This is a genomic window from Rhodobacter sp. NSM, from assembly GCF_052244495.1.
Classification (GTDB): Bacteria; Pseudomonadota; Alphaproteobacteria; order Rhodobacterales; family Rhodobacteraceae; genus Cereibacter_A.
Window position 1 is genome coordinate 137371 of record NZ_JBQPXH010000006.1, and the last position, 15470, is coordinate 152840.

Genomic DNA, 15470 nt, shown 5'->3' on the forward strand with positions numbered 1-15470 from the left:
GGGAGGACGCAGAGGACATCACTTCTTCTTGCCCGTGCCGAGGCCGGAGAGACCCGGCGGCAGCTTCATGCCGCCCGGCATGCCGGGAAAGCCGCCCATGCCCGGCGGCATCCGGCCCTTCATGGCAGCCGCAGCGGCCTGCATCTCGTCGGGGCCGACGCCGGACATGTCGGGCATGCCGCCGCCCTTGCCCATCATCTGCTTCAGGGCCTGTTTCATCATGCCGCCCTTGCCCATCTTCTTCATCATGTCCGCCATCTGGCGGTGCTGCTTCAGAAGCCGGTTCAGTTCCTGCACCTCGAGTCCTGCACCCGCCGCGATCCGCTTCTTGCGGCTGGCCTGCAGAAGGTCGGGGTTCGCCCGCTCCTTCTTGGTCATCGAGTTGATCAGCGCGACCTGACGGCGGATGAACTTGTCGTCGAACCCAGCCTCCTCGGCCGCCTTCGACATCTTGCCCATGCCGGGCAGCATGCCCATCATGCCCTGGATGCCGCCCATCTTGAGCATCTGCTCCAGCTGCATCTTCAGGTCGTTCATGTTGAAGAGGCCCTTCTGGAACCGCTTCATCATCTTGGCGGCCTGCTCGGCCTCGAAGGTCTCCTGAGCCTTCTCGACGAGGGCCACGATGTCGCCCATCCCGAGGATGCGGCCGGCGATCCGCTCGGGCTCGAAGGTCTCGATGGCGTCCATCTTCTCGCCGAGGCCCACGAAGCGGATCGGCTTGCCGGTCACGGCACGCATGGAAAGCGCCGCACCACCGCGGCCGTCGCCGTCCATCCGGGTCAGCACCACGCCCGAGATGCCCACCTTGCCGTCGAATTCAGCCGCGACATTCACCGCGTCCTGACCCGTGAGGCCGTCGACGACGAGCAGCGTCTCGCGCGGCTGCGCGAGGTCACGCACCGCCTGAACCTCGTCCATCAGCACTTCGTCGATGTGCAGACGGCCCGCGGTATCGAGCATGACGACGTCGTAGCCGCCCATCGCCCCTTGCGTCTTGGCGCGCTTGGCGATCTGGACCGCGCTCTCGCCCTTGACGATCGGCAGCGTGTCCACGCCGACCTGCCCGCCGAGGATCTGCAGCTGCTCCATCGCGGCCGGGCGGTTGGTGTCGAGCGAGGCCATCAGCACCCGCTTGCCCTGCTTCTCCTTCAGTCGCTTGGCAAGCTTGGCGGTGGTCGTCGTCTTGCCGGACCCCTGCAGGCCCACCATCAGGATCGTGGCGGGCGGGTTGTCGATCTTCAGCGCATCGGCAGGGCCTTCGCCCCGCAGAACCGTGACCAGCTCGTCGTGAACGATCTTGACCACCTGCTGGCCCGGCGTCACCGACTTGGTGACACCCTGACCGGTGGCCTTCTCCTGCACCCGCTTGACGAAGTCGCGAGCGACGGGAAGCGAGACGTCGGCCTCGAGCAACGCGACGCGCACCTCGCGCAGCGCGGTCGCCACGTCGTCCTCGGTCAGCGCACCCTGCTTGGTGAGCCGCTCGAACACGCCGCCAAGGCGTTCGGACAGACTTTCGAACATCGCGGTCTCCCCCGACCTGTTGAACTCTGCCCCGACCTAGGACGGGACGGCGAAAATCACAACGGCACCCATGGGCGCATCGCGCTGATGGGTGGCGATCCCGGGCAAGCGCCGGGACCGGAGGCTCCAACGGAACTCCGGAAATCAGGGCGGCGATACGCCTCTCTGCGCCGCGAGTCAAGCTTTCGAGGCAAGGCCCGGGCGGCGGCATCGTGCCTGCGCAGGCGCCGACCCGTCACGGAGCGCCATTCAGGAAACGAGAAAGGCTTCCCTTCCGGCGCGCGCCTCGTTCCCGGCAGGGAGCGGCCGGAGGTCCGTCGTCGCTGCGGGCCAGAGCCTGCAGGTCACCAGTTCGGACAGGCCATGGCCCGACGGGTCGATGCCCGGCAAGACCGCACTCTGCGCCCAGGGCGCATCGTAACCCGGACCGTCGCGCGATCCTCGCCGCGCAGAATGAAGGTGCGGGCCGCCACATTGCCGGCCTCGGATACTGCGCAGTGGTTCGTATTCAACCATCATCTTGCGGCAGGGCTCCGGGCGACCCGGCCTTCACCGCGGCCCTCTGAGAGGATCCGAGTCCTGAGCGTCTTCCCTGTAAGTTCTCGATGTCGCCGCTATGTTGTGCGCAAGTGCACAGCATTCGACGCGACCGGGCAAGGGGGCGGCCATGGGATTCGACAATTGGGACGAAGTGCGGACCGCCTTCCAAGTGGCGCGGCTGGGCACGGTGTCCGGGGCGGCGGAGGTGCTGGGCGTGCACCACGCCACCGTGATTCGTCAGATAGATGCGCTCGAGAAGCGGCTCGGCGCGCGGCTCTTCCAGCGGCACGCCCGCGGCTACACGCCGACCGAGGCCGGGCGCGACCTGCTGCTCGTGGCCCAGACAACCGAGGAGCAGTTCTCGCAGCTTGCGAGCCGCATCAAGGGAAACGGCGAGTCGGTTGCGGGAGAGCTGGTCGTGACCTCGGTGCCGGGCTTCTCGCATCTCATCACTCCGGTGCTCGCCTCGTTCCAGGAACGGCATCCGGCAGTCGTGGTGCGCTACCTGACGGACATGCGCCTCTTCAGGCTCGAATATGGCGAGGCTCATGTGGCGATCCGCGCCGGAGCGACACCGGAGGAGCCCGACAACGTGGTCCAGCCGCTGTCGCGCATCCGGACGGCACTCTATGCGTCGCCGGCCTATGCCGCAGCCCATGGCGTTCCTTCCGGCCCGGAGGAATTCGGCCGTCACCGCTTCGTCGGGGCGGACGTTCCTCGCGCGCCATTCCATCGCTGGCTGCGCGACCAGGTGGCGCCCGACAGAATCACGTTCCGCGGCACCGAGATGGCCGCCCTCGAGGATGCGGTGCGCGAGGGCGCGGGCATCGGCTTCCTGCCGGTCATGCAGGCGAAGGGATCCGATCTGATCGAGATCCTCCCGGCGAGGCCGGATTGGGAATCCCCGATATGGCTCGTGACGCATGTCGATCTGCACCGGACCCTCAAGGTGCAGAACTTCCTCGCTCACCTGAAGGAGGCCGCCAAGGACTGGACCGACGTCTGAACGCGTTCGTAGAGCCGGATCGCACCGCGTGTCGTGGCGCTGGATGGGCCTGCGGGTTGCGCCGGATCGCACCTTGCTCCATCCGGGCAGGGCAGCCAGACAGCCGTGCGAGGTCCGCGCGTGACCTCGCGCAGGTCTCGCGCCCAGGATCAGTCGGCCGCCCCCGCCCGCCGCGCATCCCGATGACCCGCTCCACGCGCCGGACCCCGTCCCTCGCCTCCTGGTCCCCTCAGAAGCAACCCATGGAGACTCTCCGACCATCGGGCATGCGCAGGACCACTCGCGCCGCATCGCAGGTCGGGTCCTCCGACTCGAGTTCCACACGAACGATTTCGAGATCCGGAAGCGCATATGTCGTCACCCGCCGCCAAAGCAGGGTTCGTCGACTCGAGCACGGCCCCGCCCCGGCCGTGGTCGAGGCGGAGGCTGATCGTTGCGCTGAAGAGCGCCATGCCGAGAAGCAGTCCCGAGAACACGAGGGGAAGCAGAAGGAAGCAGGTGACTCCGACCTGCACCCCCGCGACCAGCGGGCAGGCCCCGTCCACCTCCCGCTGAAGGTCCAGGAACGGGAATACGAAGGGCGCGGCCATCGGTGTCCACGCCAGCAGGAACAGGCGCAGCCAGAAGGGAAAGGTGCTCCGGAACACGATGGCATCGCCCTCGAAGGCGATGCACTGGTTCACCCTGCGGCAGGAATCCGGGCGCTGCATGCGGTTCCACCAGCGCCACCTCCATACCGACGAAAGATCCCGCGGCAGCGGAGGCAGCGCAAGGCTACTCCACCAGTGGAAGCAGGCCGGTCAGTGTCTGACGATGACAGGAAAGTGGCGCACCCGGAGCGATTCGAACGCCCGACCCTCAGATTCGTAGTCTGATGCTCTATCCAGCTGAGCTACGGGTGCGCGGTGACGGCGATGTAGCCGGGGCTGCCGGACAATGCAAGGGCCGATCCGAAGAATCTTGCCGCCGCGGTCAGAGGATCTTCGAAACAGGATGTCCGGCTCGCGAGGGCAGTGCGCAAGCTGGCGATCCTGCAGGCGATAGCTCAGGCAACGGCGCCGAGACCCGCCCCCTTCGGCAGTCGGATGATGAATTCGGTTCCCTCTCCGTCGCTGCGCAGGAGGTCGAGCCGCCCTCCGTGCCCCCGCACCAGTTCGGCCGAGATGGCGAGACCGAGGCCGGATCCGCCCTTGCGCGCGCCGCCCTGGAAGGCGGTGAAGAGATGCTCGCGCGCCTTGGCGGGCAGTCCGGGACCGGTGTCGCCCACCTTGATCCACCACTCCTCCTCGCCCTCTCCAGCGGACAGCTCGACCGTGCCCGACCGGCCCGTCATCTCGATGGCCTGCCGCGCGTTGCGCACGAGGTTGCCAAGAACACGATAGAGCTGCTCGCCATCTGCCCGGATCACCATGTTCCCCGGCACGTCGATCAGGCATCCGACGCTGCCGTCGGTCACGAGCGACTCGGCCTCGGCCACCTCCTCCATCAACCGGCGGAGGGGCACGCGCGCGATCTGCGGCGGCGGCTCCTCGGCCCGGCCGAAGGTCAGGGTGGATTCGCAGAGCGAGACCGCCCGCCGGATGGAGCCGACAAGCTTCGGGGCTGCCCGCGCCACGGCGGGATCGTCCGAGGCAGAAAGCCTGTCCGCGAAGAGCTGCGCTGTCGTCAGGATGTTGCGCAGGTCGTGGCTGATCTTGGCCACCGCCCCGCCGAGCTGCGCGAGTCGCTCCTTCTGCCGCAGGGCGCCGATGAGCTGCGTCTGCATCATCTGCATCGCCTCCTCGGCTTCCCGCAGTTCTCGGATGCCGGCGGTGGGCATGATCACCCGCCGCGCGTCCTCGGGCGCCTCGGCATAGGAGGTCATGTGCGCAACCACCCGCCGGATCGGCAAGACCATGAGCCGGCGGACCGCAAGGAACAGCAAGAGCGCCGTCACCATCGAGATCAGGGCCGAGAAGACGAGCACGCGCGCGCCATGCTCGAGCATCGCCGTCCGCATCGGGCCGCGCTCGAGCGCCACCTCGATCTGCTGGCCGCCACTCTCGACCGGCTCGCCGATGATCCGGATCACGCCCTCCCGGTCGAGCACGTCCATGAAGGCGTCCCGGACCAGACCCAGCGGCCCCGCATAACGCAGATCGTAGGTCACCTCGACCGGAACGGGGATCGGAGACGAGAGGATGAGCTGGCGCACCTCGTCGCGCCGCAGAACGACGTTGTAGACGCCGGCATTCGCGAGAAGCTCCGCTTCAAGCTCGGGCGTGATCATCTCGTCCGTGGCCAGAAGCGCCAGAGAGGCGATCTGAGCCTTCTCGAGCCTGAGCAGCAGGTAATCCTGGCGGAACCTCGCCACCGAGGGCACGAGGATCAGCACCTCCGCCAGCATGACGAAGGCGGCGGTCAGCAGCAGGAACCGCCCGGAGAGCGTGTTCAGGAACCGCCGCAAGATCTCGTCCTTCCGACTCTACCCGCTACAAACTTGCCCGTCGGCCCCATGGGTCCGTCACGGCAGGAGGCGCTGCAGGCTGCGCACCGCCGTCCTGACCACCCGACTATCAAAGAGCTTGGGGGAAAAATAGGCTCCCGCCGCACGTTTCGACAGTTCGCCGATCGTGGGATAGGGCAGCACGACCCCGGCCAGCGTCGAGAGCTTCGTGCCCGAGGCCAGCGCCACGGCCCAGAGGCCGATCATCTCGCCGGCCTGCGGGCCCACGATCGAGACGCCCACCGGCCGACCGCGCGCCACCATCAGCTTCACGAGGCCCTCGGTCTCGGCCTCGGCCTGCGCGCGGTCGCTGCCCGAGAAGGGCACACGCAGCACCTCGAGCCTGTCGTCATGCAGCTTCCGCGCCTCCGCCTCGGTTGGCCCGACCTGGGCGAGTTCGGGTTCGGTATAGGTGACGTGCGGAATGAGCGCGGTGGCCTTCGAGGGCAGCCCGAACAGGATCGAGCGGATCACCACAGAGGCGTGGTAGCCCGCAAGATGGGTGAACTGAAGCCCGCCCGCCGCATCGCCCACCGCATAGATGCGCCGGTTCGACGATCGCAGGTCCGCCCCCACCTTCACGCCCTTCTCCGTCACCTCGACGCCCGCAGCGGCCGGGTCGAGCGCTTCGAGCGCCGGCTTCCTGCCGGCAGCCACCAGAAGATGCGACCCGACGATCCAGCGATCCCCCGCCTTGACCGCGACCCCCTCGGCGCGGCCTTCCACCGCTTCGGCCGAAGCGCCCTCGACGAGGTCCACCCCTTCGGCCCGCAGCCTGTCGAGCACGAACTTCGCAAGTTCGGGATCATCCTTCGCCAGCGCCTTGCCGCCCGCGATGACCGTGACCTTCACGCCCAGCCGGCAGTGGGCCTGCGCCATCTCGATCCCGACCGGGCCGCCACCGATGACGATCAGGTGCTCGGGCCTTTCACGAAGCGCGAAGATCGTCTCGTTTGTCAGCGTCTCCACCTGGTCGATGCCCGGAATGGGCGGCACCACGGGGCGCGAGCCCGTCGCGATCACGAAGCGCCGCGCGGTGACCGTCCGCGCGCCCACGCGCAGCTCGGTCGGCGAGACGAAGCGGCCCCAGTCGCGCAGGACGCGCACTCCCAGCCCCTCGAATCGCTCCTGGCTGTCGTGCGGCGCAATGGCGGCGATGGTGCGGGCGACGTGATCCTTGACGGCGGCGAAGTCGATCTCGGGCTCGACCGGGCGGATGCCGAAGGCTCCGGCCGTGCGCATCGCCTGGGCCGCCTTGCCCGCCGCGAGCAGCGCCTTCGAGGGAACGCAGCCCACGTTGAGGCAGTCGCCGCCCATCTCGCCCGCCTCGACCAGCACGACCCGCGCCCCCATCTGCGCCGCCCCCGCCGCGACCGACAGCCCGCCCGAGCCTGCGCCGATGACGCAGAGATCCGCCCTGATCCGCTCCATCACCGCCCCTTCCTTGCGAATTTCAGGACGATAGGCAGCGCCGAGAGCGCGGCAAGTCCCAGGAGCGGCCCGAGCACCGGAGGCGTGAAGATCACGCCCAGATCCGGCGCTTCTCCGCGCGCGAGCACGGCGCCGAGGCCGGTACCGACCGACGTGTAGACCAGTGCGCCCGGCAGGATGCCGAGAACGGTGCTGATCGCGAAGCGATGGAGCGGCACGTTGAGGAAGGCGGGCAGGAGGTTTGCCACGAAGAAGGGCACGACGGGCACCAGCCGCATGAGGAACAGCACCGACCACTCGCTTTCCTTCAGCCCCGCCTGCAGTCGCGCGACCGCTCCGCCCTGCGCCGAGATCCGCTCGGCGAACCGGGCTCCGAGACCCGCCCTTGCCGCGAGGAAGAGGAGCACCGCACCCGCCGAGGCGGCCCCCACATTGTAGAGGACGCCCGGAAAGAGCCCGAAGAGGAATCCCCCCGTCAGCGTGCAGATCAGCGCGCCCGGCAGGCTGAAGGTCACGACCGCCACGTAGGCCGCCAGGAAGGCCAGCACGGCCGCGGCATGATGGGCGTCGCGGAAATCGAGCAGCGCCTCGCGGTGACGGGCGAGCGTTTCGAAGGACAGCTGGTCCCGCAAGAGAACCGCCCCGGCGACCGCCACGAGGAGGATGGCGAGGATCGGCAGGCGTCGGGAAAGCTTGGCGGATCGGTTCGGGTGCAAGGGCGGCTCCATGCGGGTCGCCCTCAAGATGGGGCGACGCAGGCGCGGGGGCCAGTGCCTTGGCGCGCAGGCCCCGATTTTTGTGATGCGGACGAATTGACTTGCACCGTCGCCGCAACTATGAGGCGGGCTTCAAAGGAACGTGGCCTGCGAATCCGCGGGGGTTCCGGCTGCACACCTGATGGAGATCCGCGATGAAGCGCACTTTTCAACCGTCGAACCTGGTCCGCGCGCGTCGCCACGGCTTCCGCGCGCGCATGGCCACCAAGGGCGGCCGCCTCGTGCTGAACGCCCGCCGCGCCAAGGGCCGCAAGAAGCTCTCGGCCTGAGCGACCGCAAGGGCCCAGTGACATGACGCCGCCGGAGGCCGGAGGGACAGGCAGCAATGCCGCGTCCGCCGGCTCTCCGGCGGCGTCGGCACTTTCGGGTCCCGAAGTTCTGCGCAAGCGCGCCGACTTCCTGCGCGCCGCACAGGCGCGCCGGCAGGGCACCCCCGGCTTCCTGCTGCAGGCCCGCCGCCGCGACGCGGAAGGCGGCATCCGGGTCGGCTTCACCTGCTCGAAGAAGGTCGGCAATGCGGTGACGCGCAACCGTGCCAAGCGGCGCCTGCGTGCGCTCGCGCGCGAGGTGCTGGCGGCGAAGGGCTATCCGGGCTGGGACTACGTCCTCGTCGGGCGCCCCGGCGCCACGGTCGAGCGGCCCTATGCCGCGCTGCTCGCCGACCTCGAACGTGCCCTGCGCCAGATCCACGGCGAACGGTCATGACGCCGTTCGCGCAGATCCTCGCGCTGCCGGTGCACGCTTACCGTCTGCTCCTCAGCCCCTGGGTTGGCCATGGTTGCCGCTACCAGCCCACCTGCTCGGTCTATGCGCTCGAGGCGCTGGAGCGGCATGGCGCAGTCCGCGGCGGCTGGCTCGCTGCAAGACGCATTCTGAGCTGTCATCCCTGGGGCGGATCGGGCTACGATCCCGTACCGGGCGCCGACCCCGAGCACGACCGGCGCTCCCGCGGCTGAGCGCCTCCACCCCGCCGGAGACCCGCATGTTCGACGATCAGGACGAGATCCATCCGCTGCTCGCCGGCGCCCCGCAGACGACCGAGTTCCGCAAGCTGCGCAAGCGCATCGTGCGCGAGGTCCGCGAGGCGATCGAGACCTACGGCATGGTCGAGCGCGGCGCGCGCTGGCTCGTCTGTCTCTCGGGCGGCAAGGACAGCTACACGCTGCTCGCGGTGCTCCACGAGCTGAAATGGCGCGGTCTCCTGCCTGTGGATCTGCTCGCCTGCAACCTCGACCAGGGCCAGCCGGGCTTTCCCGCCACGGTCCTGCCCGAGTTCCTGAGCCGGATGGGGGTCGAGCACCGGATCGAGTATCAGGACACCTATTCCATCGTCATGGACAAGATCCCGCAGGGTCGGACCTACTGCTCGCTCTGCTCGCGGCTCCGGCGCGGCAACCTCTACCGCATCGCGCGCGAGGAGGGCTGTTCGGCCGTGGTGCTTGGCCACCACCGCGACGACATCCTCGAGACCTTCTTCATGAACCTCTTCCATGGCGGGCGCTTGGCCACCATGCCGCCCAAGCTGGTGAACGAGGACGGAGACCTCTTCGTCTACCGCCCGCTCGCCTTCGTGGCCGAGGCCGACTGCGAGAAGTTCGCCCGCGCGATGGATTATCCGATCATCCCCTGCGACCTCTGCGGCTCGCAGGAGGGGCTGCAGCGCCAGCAGGTGAAGCAGATCCTCGATGGCTGGGAGGCGCGCAGCCCCGGCCGCCGGCAGGTGATGTTCCGCGCCCTGATGAATGCGCGGCCCTCGCATCTCCTCGATCCCGGCCTCTTCGACTTCACAGGCCTTGCCACCGCGACACCTTCCGCGGACGCGATGAGGGAAAATCCGCCGCAACTGAGGGGCGAGGATTAACCTCCCGCTGAGACTCCCTGCCTAAGGTGTGCGGCCGTGGCCTGTCGGCCCGGCGGCACGAAAAGGGGTTCTTCTATGCAACTGATGGGCGGATCGACCGCGGCACTGCTCCGCATGGGAAACCTGCTGCGCCGGCCCGAGATCCTGGCCTTCCTGCCCACGGCGACGCTGCTGGCCTACTGGCTCGGGGGTGAGCGTCCGCTCGTCCTCGTGGCTCTCGGCCTGCCGCTTCTCTACGCGGCCGGGGGCGCTTTCCGCGATGCGCGGCCACCCGCAGTGCGCGAGGGGCTGGCGTTGCGTCCACAGGTGATCGCGGCGCTCGACCACGTGCTCCGCGCACACGAGGCGACCGGGCGGACGACGGGATGCCTGGTGCTGCAGTTCGACGCAATGGACAAGCTGCTCGACCGCCATGGCCGCGCCGCGCAGTCCGAGGTGCTCGCCCGCAGTGGCGAGCGTCTGTGCAGCGCACTGCGCGAGGGGGATACCGTCGCTCGTCTGGAGGGTGGCGGGCTGGCGGTCGCGCTGCATCCGGTGCGTCGGCTGGACCTGGAGTCGATGGCGCAGCTTGCCGCCCGGCTGCAGGCGGCCGTGGCGCCACCGATCAGCCTTGAAGGCACGAAGCTCTACGTGACCTGCTCGATCGGCTTCTGCCTGGCCGAGCGCACGCCCGCACCGACGGGCGCAGCGCTTCTCGATGCGGCACAGGTGGCGGCCGACGAGGCGGCGCGCAACGGCCCCGGCGCCGTGCGCGGCTATGCCCCGGAAATGGCGCGGAAGCGTGCGGATCGCGATGCCTTCCGCGAGGTCCTGGAAACCGCGCTCGACGCCGGCCAGTTCGTCGCCTGGTTCCAGCCGCAGATCCGGACGCCCGACGGCGGCATCGGCGGATTCGAGGTGCTCGCCCGATGGCAGCACCCCGAGCGTGGCCTGGTGATGCCGGCGAAGTTCCTCCCCGCAATCGAGGATGCCGGCCTGTCCGAGCGGTTGGGCGAAGTCATGCTGTACCAGGCGCTTACGGCGCTGCGCCTCTGGGACAGGGCCGGCATTCGCGTCCCGAGCGTCGCGGTGAACTTCTCGGACTCCGAGCTTCGCAACCCCCGCCTCGTGGATCGGTTGAAGTGGGAGCTCGACCGATTCGAGCTCAGCCCTTCGCGACTTTCCGTCGAGATCCTGGAGACGGTGGTGGCCGAGGGCGCCAGCGACGTCGTCGTTCACAACATCGCGGGCCTGGCCTCTCTCGGCTGCGGCATCGACCTCGACGACTTCGGAACCGGCCATACCTCGATCACCACGATCCGCCGCTTCGCCCTGCGCCGGCTGAAGATCGACCGAAGCTTCGTGACAAGGGCGGATTCGGACAGCGACCAGCAGACGATGCTCGCCGCGATCATCTCGATGGCCAGGCAGCTGGGCCTCGAAACGGTGGCCGAAGGCGTGGAAACGCCCGGAGAACTGACCATGCTGACGAAGCTCGGCTGCGGATACCTCCAGGGCTACGAGATCGCCCGCCCCATGCCCCTTGCCGACGCGACCGCCTGGCTGCAGGATCGCCGCGCTGCAAGCGTACCCTCCGCCCGGCGCGGATCGGCTGGCGCGTGATCGGGATGCCGCTTCTCCACCGATCCGGGGCGAAAGCGACCCACCGCCGCCCCGCGGGTAAAACCGCTTGACCTTTGCAGCCCCCTTCTGTTGAACGACCGCACCCCTGAACAGGAACCGCGTGTCTTTCATGGACGATCAGAACAAGAACCTCATCCTGGCGACCGGACTCAGCTTCCTCGTGATCATGGTCTGGTTCTTCCTCTTCCCGCCCCCGGAGGCGGTGACGGAAGAAGAGCCCGCGGTCGCGACGCAGGAGACGGCCGTTGCGCCTTCGGCCACGCCGGACGCGCCGATGACGGCCGTGCCGCCGGATGCGGACCTGCCCGAGACGCAGCGCGTCGCCATCGAGACGCCGCGCCTGCAGGGGTCGATCTCAATGCTTGGTGGCCGGCTCGACGACCTGTCCCTCAAGTCGTATCACGAGACGCTTGATCCGGCCTCCGAGATCGTCCGCCTGCTCTCGCCGGTCGGTCAGCCGAACGCCTATTATGCGCTCTATGGCTGGACGCCCGCCGGCTCTCTCGACTACGAGGACGTTCCCGGTGCGAACACGACCTGGAGGCAGGTCGGCGGCTCGACGCTGGGCGTTGGCCAGCCGGTCACCCTTGAATGGGACAACGGGCAGGGCCTCGTCTTCACGCGGACGATCTCGGTCGATGACCATTACATGTTCACGGTCGAGCAGACGGTCGAGAACGGCACGGCCGAGGCCGTGCGCCTCGCGCCCTACGGGATCGTGGCGCGCCATGGCAAGCCGCTCAACCTGCAGAACTTCTTCGTCCTGCACGAGGGGGTCGTCGGCCGTGCGGATGGCGAACTGACCGAGACGAAATACGACGATGTCGCCGAGCTTCCGCAGGTCGCGCGCGAAGGGGCGCAGGCCGAGGTGATCGAGGCCCAGGCAGACGGCTGGATCGGCTTCACCGACAAGTACTGGATGACGACGCTGATCCCGCAGCAGGGCCAGCCCTTCACCAGCGTTACGAAATACGTTCCGGGCGCCGACATCTATCAGGCCGAGACCCGCGACGAGGTGCTCACTGTCGCGCCGGGCGCCACGGCCGAGGTCAGCTCGCGCCTCTTCGCCGGTGCCAAGGAGTGGGAGACGATCCGCGCCTATCAGAATGAAGGCGCGCTTCAGCCCACCGAGGGTGCCGAGCCGATCCCCGGCTTCATCGATTCGATCGACTGGGGCTGGTTCTTCTTCCTGACCAAGCCGATCTTCGCCGTTCTCCACTGGCTCAACCAGCTGATCGGCAACATGGGCCTCGCCATCATCGCCCTCACCTTCCTTCTGAAGGCGCTCGTCCTGCCGCTGGCCTACAAGTCCTATGTCTCGATGGCCCGCATGAAGGAGCTTCAACCCGAGCTCGAGGCGCTGCGCGAGCGCGCGGGCGAGGACAAGATGCTCATGCAGCGCGAGATGATGCGGCTCTACAAGGAGAAACAGGTGAACCCGGCCGCGGGCTGCCTGCCGATCCTGATCCAGATCCCGATCTTCTTCTCGCTCTACAAGGTGATCTTCGTCACGATCGAGCTGCGCCACGCGCCGTTCTTTGGCTGGCTGACGGACCTCTCGGCGCCCGATCCGTCCTCGATCTTCAACTTCTTCGGCCTCGCCCCCTGGGCCGCACCGACGCCCGGCACGACCATGGCGCTGATCTTCATCGGCGCACTGCCGATCCTGCTCGGCGTCTCGATGTGGCTGCAGCAGAAGCTGAACCCGGCACCCGCCGACAAGGCGCAGGCGATGATCTTCGCCTGGATGCCCTGGGTGTTCATGTTCATGCTCGGCCACTTCGCTTCGGGCCTGGTGCTCTACTGGATCGTGAACAACCTGATCACCTTCACCCAGCAGTATGTGATCATGCGCAGCCACGGCCATCACCCGGACATCTTCGGCAACATCAGGGCCAGCTTCGCCCGCAAGCCTGCGGCCCACGCCGCCGGGAAGGCCGCAAACGAGAGCCATCCGCCGGCCAAGAAGCGGAAGCCATGACGGCGCGGCTCCGCCACATCTGCCGTCACCCGATCAAGGCCCACGGACGCGAGGAACTCGCGTCCGTTCTGCTTTCGCCGGGAGCCTGCCTGCCATGGGACCGCCACTGGGCCGTCGCGCATGAGGCGGCGCGGCTCACGGGCGGCTGGGTCCCCTGCCAGAACTTCACCCGCGGCGCCAAGGCGCCCGGGCTGATGGCGATCACGGCCGAACTGGACGAGACCACGGCCGAGGTCCGCCTTTCGCATCCCGACCTCGGCCCCTTCACCTTCCGACCTGGAGCGGAAGAAGACACGCAGCCTTTCCTCGACTGGGTCGCTCCGCTGATGCCCGAGGGCCGCGCGCGGCCCGTCCGTATCGTCTCGGCTGACCGTGGCATGACCGACAGCGCCTTCCCCTCGGTCGCGGTGCTCTCGCTCTCAAGCCTGCGCGACCTGTCGGACCGGATGGGGCATCCCCTCTCGATCCATCGCTGGCGCGGAAATCTCTGGGTCGAGGGCTGGGAGCCCTGGGCGGAATTCGACCTGCTCGGGCAGGAGATCCGCATGGGATCGGCGCTGCTCCGCATCGAGGAGCGGATCACCCGCTGCCGCGCGACGATGGCCGATCCCGAGACCGGCACCATCGACGCCGACACGCTCGGCGCCCTCGAAACCCATTACGGCCACCGGGACTTCGGGGTCTATGCGACCGTCGTCGAAGGTGGCTTGCTGACAATCGGCGACGAGGTGAGACCGTGACGACCCTTCCCTTTCCACTCAGCGCCGAACCCGACGACGCCTCGCGCGAGGCCGGGCGGCTCCTCTTCGCGGGCCCCTGCGACTTCGTGAAGGGCGTCACCGCGATGGAGGCCCTGCCACCTGCCGATCGGGTGGAGGTCTGTTTCGCCGGCCGCTCGAACGTCGGCAAGTCGAGCCTCATCAACGCGCTGACCGGCCGCAAGGCGCTGGCGCGCGCCTCGAACACGCCGGGTCGGACGCAGGAGATCAACTATTTCGCGCTCGGCCCCAGCCGCTATCTCGTGGACCTGCCCGGCTACGGCTATGCCGAGGCTCCGAAGCCCATCGTCGAGCGCTGGCAGCGGCTGCTCAAGGGCTATCTGGCAGGCCGGCAGACGCTCCGGCGCGCCTTCGTGCTGATCGACACGCGCCATGGCGTGAAATCCGTCGACGAGGACATCCTGACCCTCCTCGACCGCTCGGCCGTGACCTTCCAGGTCGTGATGACCAAGGCCGACAAGGTGAGCCAGGCCGAGCGCGAGGCGGTGCTGGAGCAGGTGCGGGGGGCATTGAAGAAGCACCCAGCCGCCTTCCCCGAGCTGGTGATGACCAGTTCCGAAAAGGGCCTCGGGATCGAGACCCTGCGGACCATCATCGCCACGCTGGCCTGATACCCTCCTCAGACGTGCTGGGCGCCGTTGACCTCGATCTCGGCGCCCGAGATGTAGCTCGACTGCTCCGAGCAGAGGAACCAGATCACGTCCGCAACCTCGCTCGGCTGGCCGAGCCGCTGAAGCGGCAGCTTCTCGACGATCTTGTCGGTGCCAGGGGAGAGGATCGAAGTCTCGACCTCACCCGGTGCGATCGCATTCACACGCACGCCGAGGGGGCCGAAGTCATGTGCCATCTCGCGCGTCAGCGCGGCGAGAGCGGCCTTGGAGGTTGCGTAGGCCGCACCCGCGAAGGGGTGCACCCGGCTGCCCGCGATCGAGGTCACATTGACGATCGAGCCCTGCCCGGCCGTCAGCTCCGCCTGAAGGCCGCGCGCAAGCACGACGCAGGAGAAGAAGTTGACGTGAAAGACCTGCCCCCAGGTGCGCAGGTCGGTGGTGATCGTGCTCAGCCGTTCGCCCGCCGGTCCCTTCGGCGAGACGCCTGCGTTGTTGACGAGCGCGTGGAGCCGTCCGTCGATCTTGCCCTTGATCGCCTCGATGGCCGCGATCGTCCTCTCGGGGTTGGCCAGATCGACCTGGATGTGGTTCTCCTCGCCGCCGGGCCAGGGGCAGCGCGGGTCGAAGGGCTGGCGCGAGCAGGTCAGCACCCTCCAGCCCTCGCGCGAGAACCTCTTGACCGTCGCGTGGCCGATCCCCCGGCTGGCGCCGGTCAGCACCATCGTCTTCTGTTCGCCCATGATCGCCATTTCCCCTTTTCGGCGAAGCTACGCGAGCGGGGCGCATTTGCAAGGCGCACCGCTTGGCAGCCCCGCGCAAAGGCGCTACCAGAGGCCCGACCCCCGCGAAC

The 15470-nt window shown here is 68.3% G+C and carries 14 protein-coding genes and 1 tRNA gene; 9 read left to right on the forward strand and 6 right to left on the reverse strand.

Going from position 1 to position 15470, the window contains the following annotated elements:
- Positions 1-18: 18 nt before the first annotated feature.
- Positions 19-1527, reverse strand: a complete 1509-nt coding sequence (ffh, locus tag ACTVZP_RS13845; RefSeq protein ID WP_443212736.1) for a signal recognition particle protein — start codon at positions 1525-1527, stop codon at positions 19-21.
- A gap of 667 nt (positions 1528-2194) precedes the next feature.
- Here ffh and ACTVZP_RS13850 point away from each other — a divergent pair.
- Positions 2195-3073, forward strand: a complete 879-nt coding sequence (locus tag ACTVZP_RS13850; RefSeq protein ID WP_443212737.1) for a LysR family transcriptional regulator — start codon at positions 2195-2197, stop codon at positions 3071-3073.
- Between the two features lie 825 nt (positions 3074-3898).
- On the opposite strand, the gene ACTVZP_RS13855 is transcribed toward ACTVZP_RS13850, so the two are convergent.
- From ACTVZP_RS13855 to ACTVZP_RS13870, 4 genes are all read right to left on the reverse strand, one after another.
- Positions 3899-3975: transfer RNA gene (locus tag ACTVZP_RS13855), tRNA-Arg, on the reverse strand.
- Between the two features lie 143 nt (positions 3976-4118).
- Positions 4119-5519 carry a sensor histidine kinase gene (locus ACTVZP_RS13860; protein WP_443212738.1) on the reverse strand — a complete coding sequence of 467 codons (1401 nt, stop codon included), beginning with the start codon at positions 5517-5519 and terminating at the stop codon, positions 4119-4121.
- Between the two features lie 57 nt (positions 5520-5576).
- Positions 5577-6989, reverse strand: coding sequence for a dihydrolipoyl dehydrogenase family protein (locus tag ACTVZP_RS13865; RefSeq protein ID WP_443212739.1), 1413 nt, complete (start codon positions 6987-6989; stop codon positions 5577-5579).
- On the reverse strand, positions 6989-7717 hold the full coding sequence (locus tag ACTVZP_RS13870; RefSeq protein WP_443212740.1) for a TVP38/TMEM64 family protein: 729 nt from the start codon (positions 7715-7717) through the stop codon (positions 6989-6991). Before ACTVZP_RS13870 ends, ACTVZP_RS13865 begins: the two co-directional genes overlap by 1 nt.
- Positions 7718-7899: 182 nt before the next feature.
- On the opposite strand from ACTVZP_RS13870, the gene rpmH reads away from it, so the two are divergent.
- From rpmH to yihA, 8 genes are all read left to right on the forward strand, one after another.
- Positions 7900-8034, forward strand: a complete 135-nt coding sequence (gene rpmH / locus ACTVZP_RS13875; RefSeq protein ID WP_002721419.1) for a 50S ribosomal protein L34 — start codon at positions 7900-7902, stop codon at positions 8032-8034.
- Positions 8035-8056: 22 nt separating this feature from the next.
- On the forward strand, positions 8057-8470 hold the full coding sequence (gene rnpA / locus ACTVZP_RS13880; protein ID WP_443212741.1) for a ribonuclease P protein component: 414 nt from the start codon (positions 8057-8059) through the stop codon (positions 8468-8470).
- Positions 8467-8721, forward strand: coding sequence for a membrane protein insertion efficiency factor YidD (yidD, locus tag ACTVZP_RS13885; protein WP_443212742.1), 255 nt, complete (start codon positions 8467-8469; stop codon positions 8719-8721). Before rnpA ends, yidD begins: the two co-directional genes overlap by 4 nt.
- Before the next feature lie 26 nt (positions 8722-8747).
- Positions 8748-9626: a tRNA 2-thiocytidine(32) synthetase TtcA gene (gene ttcA / locus ACTVZP_RS13890; RefSeq protein WP_443212743.1), complete on the forward strand. Its 879-nt coding sequence runs from the start codon at positions 8748-8750 to the stop codon at positions 9624-9626.
- 75 nt (positions 9627-9701) lie between these two features.
- Complete coding sequence (locus ACTVZP_RS13895) at positions 9702-11228, forward strand: putative bifunctional diguanylate cyclase/phosphodiesterase (RefSeq protein WP_443212744.1); 1527 nt, start codon at positions 9702-9704, stop codon at positions 11226-11228.
- 130 nt (positions 11229-11358) lie between these two features.
- The gene (yidC, locus tag ACTVZP_RS13900; protein WP_443212745.1) at positions 11359-13230 is read left to right on the forward strand and encodes a membrane protein insertase YidC; all 1872 of its coding nucleotides are present in this window, start codon (positions 11359-11361) and stop codon (positions 13228-13230) included.
- Entirely contained in the window at positions 13227-13970 is a 744-nt protein-coding gene (locus ACTVZP_RS13905) for an MOSC domain-containing protein (RefSeq protein WP_443212746.1), read from the forward strand. Before yidC ends, ACTVZP_RS13905 begins: the two co-directional genes overlap by 4 nt.
- Complete coding sequence (gene yihA, locus ACTVZP_RS13910; RefSeq protein ID WP_443212747.1) at positions 13967-14620, forward strand: ribosome biogenesis GTP-binding protein YihA/YsxC; 654 nt, start codon at positions 13967-13969, stop codon at positions 14618-14620. The genes ACTVZP_RS13905 and yihA overlap by 4 nt, the downstream gene beginning before the upstream one ends.
- 8 nt (positions 14621-14628) lie before the next feature.
- On the opposite strand, the gene ACTVZP_RS13915 is transcribed toward yihA, so the two are convergent.
- A complete protein-coding gene (locus ACTVZP_RS13915) occupies positions 14629-15369 on the reverse strand; it encodes an SDR family NAD(P)-dependent oxidoreductase (protein WP_443212748.1) in 741 nt (246 codons plus the stop codon).
- Positions 15370-15470 lie beyond the last annotated feature (101 nt).

Excerpts from the sequence above, each read along its gene's own strand:
- ffh (WP_443212736.1), bottom strand. The coding sequence starts at position 1,527 with ATGTTCGAAAGTCTGTCCGAACGCCTTGGCGGCGTGTTCGAGCGGCTC.
- ACTVZP_RS13850 (WP_443212737.1), top strand. The coding sequence starts at position 2,195 with ATGGGATTCGACAATTGGGACGAAGTGCGGACCGCCTTCCAAGTGGCG.
- ACTVZP_RS13865 (WP_443212739.1), bottom strand. The coding sequence starts at position 6,989 with ATGGAGCGGATCAGGGCGGATCTCTGCGTCATCGGCGCAGGCTCGGGC.
- ACTVZP_RS13870 (WP_443212740.1), bottom strand. The coding sequence starts at position 7,717 with ATGGAGCCGCCCTTGCACCCGAACCGATCCGCCAAGCTTTCCCGACGC.
- rpmH (WP_002721419.1), top strand. The coding sequence starts at position 7,900 with ATGAAGCGCACTTTTCAACCGTCGAACCTGGTCCGCGCGCGTCGCCAC.
- rnpA (WP_443212741.1), top strand. The coding sequence starts at position 8,057 with ATGACGCCGCCGGAGGCCGGAGGGACAGGCAGCAATGCCGCGTCCGCC.
- yidD (WP_443212742.1), top strand. The coding sequence starts at position 8,467 with ATGACGCCGTTCGCGCAGATCCTCGCGCTGCCGGTGCACGCTTACCGT.
- ttcA (WP_443212743.1), top strand. The coding sequence starts at position 8,748 with ATGTTCGACGATCAGGACGAGATCCATCCGCTGCTCGCCGGCGCCCCG.
- ACTVZP_RS13895 (WP_443212744.1), top strand. The coding sequence starts at position 9,702 with ATGCAACTGATGGGCGGATCGACCGCGGCACTGCTCCGCATGGGAAAC.
- yidC (WP_443212745.1), top strand. The coding sequence starts at position 11,359 with ATGGACGATCAGAACAAGAACCTCATCCTGGCGACCGGACTCAGCTTC.
- ACTVZP_RS13905 (WP_443212746.1), top strand. The coding sequence starts at position 13,227 with ATGACGGCGCGGCTCCGCCACATCTGCCGTCACCCGATCAAGGCCCAC.
- ACTVZP_RS13915 (WP_443212748.1), bottom strand. The coding sequence starts at position 15,369 with ATGGCGATCATGGGCGAACAGAAGACGATGGTGCTGACCGGCGCCAGC.